The organism is Xenorhabdus japonica, assembly GCF_900115195.1.
GTDB classification, from domain to species: Bacteria; Pseudomonadota; Gammaproteobacteria; order Enterobacterales; family Enterobacteriaceae; genus Xenorhabdus; species Xenorhabdus japonica.
Genome location: NZ_FOVO01000077.1, coordinates 1 through 2,170 on the forward strand (window position 1 = coordinate 1; position 2,170 = coordinate 2,170).

Below are 2,170 nucleotides of genomic sequence, written 5' to 3' on the forward strand. Positions count from 1 at the left end.
ATTGTAAATCACAAACGATCATCAATGTTCCTACCTTTATGTACTGAAGGCACATCACTGAACTAACTGTTCAATTTAGACCCGTTTGCCCTAGCTTCCCCCCAAGAGCTATATGTAATTATATGATTAGAATAATAAAGTTACCGATATAAATTACCAATAAGAGATGTTATCAAGATCAAAATAATCCCAACTATAAAACATAAATTCTTTTATTGATCTACTTTTCTGTAAGTACAGGATATATTTTCAATTATCCATTACGAAAATACTAAAAAAACTCGTCCATGAATCCACAACAAAATATCAATTATAACTTGTTCTTTTTAATGGCTCTTGCTATCGGCTTGGTTATTAATTAGCGTTTCTATCTTTGTAGTATTCAGTATCATTTTATTTTTATCCCGAAAAACGGGTTTTTGAAGCAGCCGAGATTTTTAGTGAAATATCTATAAATTTTGAATTTCCTTAAAATAATCAAAATAATGTCGGTGAGTATATAGCAGCTAATTTAGATTATTTTGGATACTATCCGTGCGATGCAAGTTGTTCCAATCCGTTATCTTCCCGGAAAAGAAAAATATGCTTTAATCAACAGAACAGAATTCTAATCGTTTACGGTTATAAGGTGTTGATATTACACCTTATAAAAATAGGCAGATTCATCATTTTTAAGGCACATCATCATATTTATGAAGATTAATCATATATTGATCCCTTTTACTATATAATGTAAATGCCTATTCTTGTAGATTATTAGTGCAAAACTCGAATTTCAGTATGGCTACTATCTTCATCCATTATTTCGTCGTCAAATGAGCCTTCCATTTGATCCCGCAATAGAGAATTAACAACATCAGCAAAACCGTCTTTCATATATTGTTCTATAAAAATGCCTTTCGCATTTGGCCAAGGTAATTGAGCTATCGGCCAGTCACAATGCTCTTTGTAAAACAAAAATTCTTTCAGACGCCCTTTTACAGTATCAAAATCCCGGCTCCAATAGGCATTTCCCAGTCGGTAATTTGTGTGGAACGCATCAAAACTGTCAAAAATTTCATAAACATAATCGGCTGTTTTAAGTATATTTTTCCACGCTGTCTCTTCACTGATATAACCGGCAGCAAAACAGTTTCGGCTCAGTACAATCGCTCGCCAGAGATCAAATCCCCAAAGTAAAGCGGGAGGGTGACCATTAATTGAACGAGAACATTGCTGTACATATTCAGGCTGTTCTTCAATCAAGCTACCAAGTACCTTAAACATTTCTCCATCGGTAAAAACCGCATCAACCGCAAAACGTTCTGAATGCATCCCGGCCCATAATTCATGCAATATTTTCCAATAATCTTTTTCATTAAGAATGCCCCAATTTTTGTAAACTTCGGATTGATGAGGCTTTGCATCAGACAAAGGTAAAAGACGATATTGATAATTATCATGAGAAACACTGCTTTTCAAAGGGTAATGTTCTAATGTTTCTGTCCAAAATCCGTCGTAATAGCAGCTAACGATATGCAAACGTAATGCCTGACGTTTCTCTTCCGGCAAAACAGAGCACTTTGCTTGTGAGTAATAGTGTTTTTGTTCAGTAATAGGAAGGTTTTTGATGCGTTGGAAACTGTAGATGGAGAGATATATTCCAAGTGAATTCAAACCAATTAAACTAGCCCAGAGCAGATATCCCCCCGAAGGCATGTTATTGGTATCAAAGATTAATACCGTGATTACGAGCGTTAGTACACTCAGCAAAAATGTTACAACCCAAAGAATGATTAAACCAACCGCCTGAACAGGCTTGAGAAACGCTACTCCTTTTCTTTCCTTGAGGATATTTTTGATTATCCGAAAACCATTAACAGGAAATCTTCTATTATTGGGGTGGTTTTGCAGTAATTCTTTCATTTTTAATCCATTAATCAAGTAAGCTATATTTGAAATATTTTTAATGCTGTGATCTTTTTCCTTCCTAAGTGTAACCATTAGGATGCTATATTTAAACAATATATGAGTTTAACTGACAATATAATTACCCTGATAAATCAATTCAAATATCCAGATATTATCTAATATTTCTTGGATTCGCATGATAGGTGCAATTTCTGAAAAAGGTGGTCAGTTGCTATAGTAGGCATCTTTCTCGCCAAAGGAAAATGCGCTATGGCCTATA

At 34.5% G+C, this 2,170-nt stretch carries 1 protein-coding gene; it reads right to left on the minus strand.

Annotated features, from left to right (window positions below; translation table 11 throughout):
- Nucleotides 1-756: 756 nt before the first annotated feature.
- Nucleotides 757-1,905 (minus strand): DUF1266 domain-containing protein, encoded by a 1,149-nt coding sequence (locus BM135_RS16305; protein WP_092521574.1) that lies wholly within the window; start codon nt 1,903-1,905, stop codon nt 757-759.
- Nucleotides 1,906-2,170 lie beyond the last annotated feature (265 nt).

What these genes read in the sequence shown, in the direction of transcription:
- BM135_RS16305 (WP_092521574.1), bottom strand. Translation starts at nt 1,905, where the DNA reads ATGAAAGAATTACTGCAAAACCACCCCAATAATAGAAGATTTCCTGTT.